The following is a 6,213-nucleotide window of genomic DNA, read 5'->3' as shown; positions in this document are numbered from 1 at the left end:
TAGTGAAACTGATTGAAGCCGGCATTTACTACTTCAACTATATTGATCGAACAGCACAAAGAAACGGCTCCACCGCGGGTGAATACCGCGATGAAGCCGCTTAAGCAATACTAAAAATTATATTATTTCAACTGTCAACTTGACAGGGACTAGTACAAATTGCATGTCGTGATGTCTTTTTGTGACCTTATTCAGTTATTTGGTAACAACCCTTTGAATGGGTTGAAAACAACCGTTGGAGGTATTGTCAATCTTAGCTGGCGTCGGCTTCTTCTGTCACAAACGTATGCTTGTCATCCAGCACATACTGGAATTCCACGGCGTTCAACATCAAGCTAGCCTTAAACAACGCCTTGATCCCCTGCTCATTACTCATGACCACGAAGAATTCCCGGTCGGTACCGCTGACCCGTTGAAAAGTCTCGTACTCACCAGTGAAACCCTCTTTGCGGAATAAACCAATAATCTTCATCATTTCAACTTGTGTAACTTCTTTGTCTGCCAAATTCAATCTCTTTTCTCTCTTAAAGTGAGTTGCTAATTATCAATGCTGGTAGCCAGTTTCAGGCCACGAAAAAGCCGCCCCTAAATACCGAGGCGGCTTCGAGTCGGAAGGACTACTTGCCCATCTTCGTCTTGCTGATCATGTTTAACTTTTCATCAAAGTCGTAGACAACTGGTTCACCGGTTGCCATTTCGAGGTTCATGATGTCATCGTCGGAGATCCGTTCGATGTACTTGCTTAAGGCACGTAATGAGTTACCGTGGGCAGCAATGATAACGTTCTTGCCGTCGAGTAACTTAGGTGCGATCTGGTCTTCCCAGAAAGGCATTACACGCTCCAGGGTAACCTTCAAGTTTTCACCACCGGGTACGATGTTAGGGTCCAAGTTAGCGTAACGTGGGTCCTTAACAGCTGAACCTTCAGCGTCTGCGTCCAAAAGTGGAGGCAAAACATCGTAGGAACGACGCCAGATGTGCACTTGGTCGTCACCGTATTTTTCAGCGGTTTCCTTCTTGTTCAGGCCTTGTAACGCACCGTAGTGACGTTCGTTCAAACGCCAAGTCTTGGTTTCTGGAATCCAAAGTTGGTCGGATTCTTCCAAAACGTAGTGTAACGTCTTGATCGCACGCTTCAGAACTGACGTGTAGGCGTAGTCAAACTTCATGCCAGATTCCTTGATCTTTTGACCAGCGGCCTTGGCTTCTTCAACACCCTTTTCACTTAAGTCAACGTCAACCCAGCCGGTGAACTTGTTAGCTAAGTTCCATTCACTTTGTCCGTGGCGAATCAATACTAATTTTGCCATCACTGATAACCTCTTTCTGTTGTAGAATACCTTGTCATTTTACACCATCTCACCCTAAATTTCAGCCTAATTCTCCCGGTCTGACAATGTAATCGTTTTCTACTAATCGATTAGCCATTTACGACCTCAGTTAATCGGCCTGTTAATTAAAAAAGCCAATTCAGCCCAAACGGCCAAACTGACTTTCCGCTATTTCTGATCACTATCACTATCGTCGTCCTCGCCCTGATTATAATTGCGGCGAATCTCACGCAACTTTTCTAGCTGGGGCGCCTGATGCAAGCCGTGCACCGGCCGAACACCCAGAATATCCAGGAAGAATGTGAAGATTGGCACCCCAACGATCAGGCCCCAAACACCGAACAAGGCTTCCCCGGCCAACAACACCACGAAGGTATAGAAGATTGGCAATTCTGTTCGACTGGACATAAACTTGGGATTCAACACGTAGGCTTCTAACGCGTGGACCACGACGATCATCACGAGGATATAGACGACGTAGCGGAAACCACCCACCGTGTACCCTAGAATCGTAAGCGGAATGACCGAAACAATTACCCCAGCCACTGGAATCAAACTCAGGATAAAAATCATAATGGCCAGCGTGGCCAACTGCGGCATCTGCATAATGGCCAGGATAATCGTGGTAATCACGGTGTTACAGAGAGCAATGAAGAACTGCGCCTCCAACACCACCCCGAAAGTATTGACGAACTTCTTGGCAAAGAAGTTAATATCCTGGAAGAACCAGCCATACGTACTCGTGAGGAACCGTTTGGAAAAGGCCGCCATCTGTTTCGACTCGATCGTGAAGAAGAAACTCAGAATCATCGACATAAATATGGTGAATCCGAACGACCCAATCGTTGACAGGTAGGTCAGCACGAGCTTGGCACTACTCTGAACCTGCGACACGATATTCGAACTGCTGATATAGCCGGAGATCCAGCGGATGATTTCATTATTTTCGTTAGCGGGATTCTCATAGAAATTAATGAGTCCCTCAATCCCGTGAACCGACGACGTCACGATTTTTGGCAGGTAGGCTGTGATCGCCCAATACAGGGCACCCAGTACCGCCACGTAAGTCACCGTCACAATCAATGCCGGTGGCACCTTCACATACCGCCGCACGGCTTTGACCAGCTGAAGTACCAGGAAAGTGAAAATGAACGTTAATAAAATCATGTTCATTTCGCTTCGAATCAGCCACAACACAAAGATTAGCAGCGCCAAGATAACGAAACGTCGTAGCCGCACATTGTCGATAAATCGTTGCCAAATACTCAAACGTCATTCCTCCCATTTCATCTTCTTTTTATTATACCGCATTGACCGAAAATCCCTAACACTTTCCACTAGCTGGGACAGCGCCCTCGCCTCCCGGTCGGTTCTGGAAACGCTGGAACGTAGTGGGCACGTCGGGAAGCCAAAGTGCGGTCTCCCCGAACGGCCTTGTCCTAACCGGAGTAACCCACTCCGCTAAGGACAACGACACCACTGAGCATTTCCAGAACCGACCTCCGGCTGACATAGCGGCCCCATCAAATCATGAAGGTGAACCATCGTATTTTGACGGGATAAGGCAGTATTAGCCGGAAGAAACCAGCCAGAAGGCTCAGCCGTGTCGTTTCCGTTAGTCGAGCGGCCTTCTCGAGTTACGGAAAGGCCGAGCTTGGAGACCGATCTGGGGGCTCCAAGTCGTGCCCACCGCGTTCCAGCCTCCTGGCTGGTTTCCGGGAGGCGCTGACCCCGACAAAACCTGAACGCAAAATAAAAAGCGTGGCCGCATCCACGCTTTCCAAAGTTTATTCAATTCATTTCGTCTAGGATTCAACACCCTCGAGAACGGTTGACCGTTCGTTAGTGAAGGTCAATTGTAAATCATCGAGTGCCAAGGCCCGGTGGATAATTGCCGAAGCCCCACCCTTCAAGGAAGCTTCCCGTGAGTTCTTGGTCAACAGGAGTGGCGCCTTGCGGACGATAGCCAATTGGTCCACGTAGTTCCGCACGGTATCCATCATTTCTGGCAACAGCTCCAAGATTGGGGCGTTGACAATGATGGCATCCGGCGCAAACGTGTTGGACAGGTTCCCTAAAACCTTGGCCAGGTAATAAGCAAACTCGTCGAGAATGGCCAACAATTCTGGCCGGTGACCCAGGTAATCCCGACGAATCCGGTTAACATCGACCCGGTCAATCTTCTGGTACGCCATGATGCGTTGAAGCACTGTACCCTCTGCCACATAGTGGTTGACGGTTTCGGAATTCCCTTCCTGGTAACGATCGGCCAACGGACAAGTCCCAATGTTTCCGGCTTCACCGTTGTGACCACGATACAGGTGGCCTTCGGTAATGATTCCGGCACTGACTTGGTCTCTAATCGTTACGGAGATCAGGTTGCGGTAAACACCCTCGCCGGAAAAGTCCCGCTCGAAGATTGCCGACTGATTAGCCAGGTCTTCTAGGACAACGGGAACTTGGAATTTGTCGCTAAAGTACTTCGCCAAATCAAAGTTCTTGAAACCTTTCAAAGTGGAATCCAGAATCTGGTTGTCGTAAATGGTGCCGTCCAACCCGAATGAAATTCCTAACAACCGCGTGTCGCTATCGGCAACAGTTGCCGCGATCTTCTCGTCGATCATATCGAGCACCGTGGTTAAATCAACGCCACGCGTCGAGACGCTTGCGTAATTCTCAGAACGACCGTCCAAACGACTGGTGATCATTGAGAACCGAGACCGCAAAATGTTAATACTGATGACATAACCATACCCCACGTTTAGCAATGCCATGACAGGTTTCCGACCGCCGTTACGCGTGCTGACACCGTGACCAACCTCACGGATCAACCCTTCATGCAGTAACTGACTGTAAATATCAGAGACCGTCACTTTGTTTAAACTCAGGTTACGGGAAATTTGACTACGCGAAATCGGACCAGCGTTGACAATCTGCTGTAAAACTTGTTTTTCATTAGTCGTACGCATGATGTGTTTGTTGATAATCATAATTTTCTGGCAACGCCGCTCCCCCAATAGCCTTGTGGTGATTTGGGAATCAAATCAGTTCAGGTCGCCCTATCCCCCAAGATCGGTGCTCACCCAGCTATTTTCAGGGGCAGCGTTGCTCTACCCCCCTTGTAGATTTCTGATTCTATCTATATAGTAAGACACCCTTACCAATTTAGTGTAAATAATGACTTGTGAATTATTTGTGGGTTCAAGTTCACAAAATCGAATAAAATGCCTTTATGGCGGCGATTAGGACAGTTAATTTACCTAGATATACCGCAGGCGAAGTAATTAACTTACTAACTTATTTGTTTGCTAACTTTACCATCATGTCAAGTTTTAAGACTGTTCGGATAGATATGGTAAGTTTTCCTACCAAATCGACCGACTTGACTCGCAAACAACACTTTTTTCTGCTAGTTAGGCCTTTATTCTCGCCTCCCGGTCAGTTCTGGAAACGCTGGAACGTAGTGGGCACGTCGGGAAGCCAAAGAGCGGTCTTCCCGAACGGCCTTGTCCTAACCGGAGCAACCCACTCCGCTAAGGACAACGACACCACTGAGCATTTCCAGAACCGACCTCCGGCTAACATGGACGTTCCTTTCTAAGTTTGACGAGTAGTAGAACAAGTTCGCTCATTTGTAGCGTGAATATTAATGGTTAGGACAGTGTGAGCCGCAGGGAGCCAGCTAGGAGGCTCAGCCGTGTCGTTTCCGTTAGTCGAGTGACCTTCTCGAGTTACGGAAAGGCCGAGCTTGAAGACCGGTCTAGGGGCTTCAAGTCGTGCCCACCGCGTTCCAGCCTCCTAGATGGTTCCCGGAGGCCCCCCTATGCGCGAGAAAAAAAGAACCCAGACACTATCGTCTGGGTTCTCACATCGTTTACTTTAAGTTTTGTTGGGTGTATTGTGCCAACGAAATCTTTTGCTTGCTGGCCTGTTGAATGGCAACCCGCACGTCTTGGTCACTCATGGCATCCGAGTGGCCACCAGCCGCGCTGATCGTCTTTCTAGCGTTGGCAATCTGGGCAGCGGTAATCACCTTACCGTTAACCTCTTTCTCCTTCTGTGTAACGGTGTATTCGTTACTTCCGGAGTAATTACTTGCGGCCGCCTGTTCAGACGACGTCAGAGACGCGCTAGAGCTGCTAGCAGTGCTACTGTCATTAGACGTGGCACTCGTCGAGGAACTTGTGTTGGCCGCTTGACCCGCATTGTTGGACTTCCGTAATGTCAAAGCTTGGTCATACAGGTTTTGGTAATACTTCTGCCGGAACTTCGCGTTGTTAAATAATTCGTCCAAGGTTGTATTGGACTGACCATAGTTCAGGGCCTGATTCTCACCCGTGGCCTTGGTTAAAATCTTCTTGAATTCCTTAACGTTGGCCAAGATTCCTTTAACTTGCTTGACCTTCGCCGTGGCCCGCGTCACGAGGACGGATGAGCCTTTATTGGTATCCTTAACGGCTTCGTAATGCTTACGCGCCGTCGTAAAGTGCCGCGCATCCAATGCATTTTCCCCGGAAACGAAACGCTGTGTCTGTGTCAGATACGTCTGAGCTGACTCGTCATTCAAACGCCGCTTGAGCGCGTTCTGGAAATAGCTCTCTGCTTGCGTGTAATGCTTACTTTGAATAGCAGTCCGGCCATTGGCCATCGCTGCCTGGTACTCTTTAGCTGTCGCATGATGATTTGAATAAGCGTAACCACCAATCAGCAGTGCCACAACGACTGTCGCTACGACCCATACCCATTTTTTCAAAATGAAAGACCTCCGCTGGTTAATTGTAGACTCATTATACCATGCTTAGCGGGTAAATCGGTCAATTTTACCGAGTCCTCGTGACCAAAATCCAGGTTAACCGTTTTCATCCGAATCCTTTCCTTACGT

General features: G+C 48.5%; 5 protein-coding genes. All 5 read right to left on the bottom strand.

Features of this window, described 5'->3' with window-relative positions:
- Window positions 1-253: 253 nt before the first annotated feature.
- A complete protein-coding gene (locus OCU14_RS07800) occupies window positions 254-505 on the bottom strand; it encodes a hypothetical protein (protein ID WP_261810531.1) in 252 nt (83 codons plus the stop codon).
- A gap of 112 nt (window positions 506-617) precedes the next feature.
- Window positions 618-1,310, bottom strand: a complete 693-nt coding sequence (locus OCU14_RS07795) for a 2,3-diphosphoglycerate-dependent phosphoglycerate mutase (RefSeq protein ID WP_057877430.1) — start codon at window positions 1,308-1,310, stop codon at window positions 618-620.
- A gap of 189 nt (window positions 1,311-1,499) precedes the next feature.
- On the bottom strand, window positions 1,500-2,600 hold the full coding sequence (locus tag OCU14_RS07790) for an AI-2E family transporter (RefSeq protein WP_261810530.1): 1,101 nt from the start codon (window positions 2,598-2,600) through the stop codon (window positions 1,500-1,502).
- A gap of 536 nt (window positions 2,601-3,136) precedes the next feature.
- Complete coding sequence (locus OCU14_RS07785; protein WP_261810529.1) at window positions 3,137-4,321, bottom strand: ROK family protein; 1,185 nt, start codon at window positions 4,319-4,321, stop codon at window positions 3,137-3,139.
- An 884-nt stretch (window positions 4,322-5,205) separates the two neighbouring features.
- Window positions 5,206-6,084, bottom strand: a complete 879-nt coding sequence (locus tag OCU14_RS07780; protein ID WP_261810528.1) for a hypothetical protein — start codon at window positions 6,082-6,084, stop codon at window positions 5,206-5,208.
- Between the last annotated feature and the right edge of the window lie 129 nt (window positions 6,085-6,213).

Origin of the sequence: Levilactobacillus humaensis (assembly GCF_024345185.1) — a bacterium.
Classification (GTDB): Bacteria; Bacillota; Bacilli; order Lactobacillales; family Lactobacillaceae; genus Levilactobacillus; species Levilactobacillus humaensis.
Note: the sequence above shows the minus strand (reverse complement) of the source record. Positions and strands in the feature narration are given on the sequence as shown.

Excerpts from the sequence above, each read along its gene's own strand:
- OCU14_RS07795 (WP_057877430.1), bottom strand. The coding sequence starts at position 1,310 with ATGGCAAAATTAGTATTGATTCGCCACGGACAAAGTGAATGGAACTTA.
- OCU14_RS07785 (WP_261810529.1), bottom strand. The coding sequence starts at position 4,321 with ATGATTATCAACAAACACATCATGCGTACGACTAATGAAAAACAAGTT.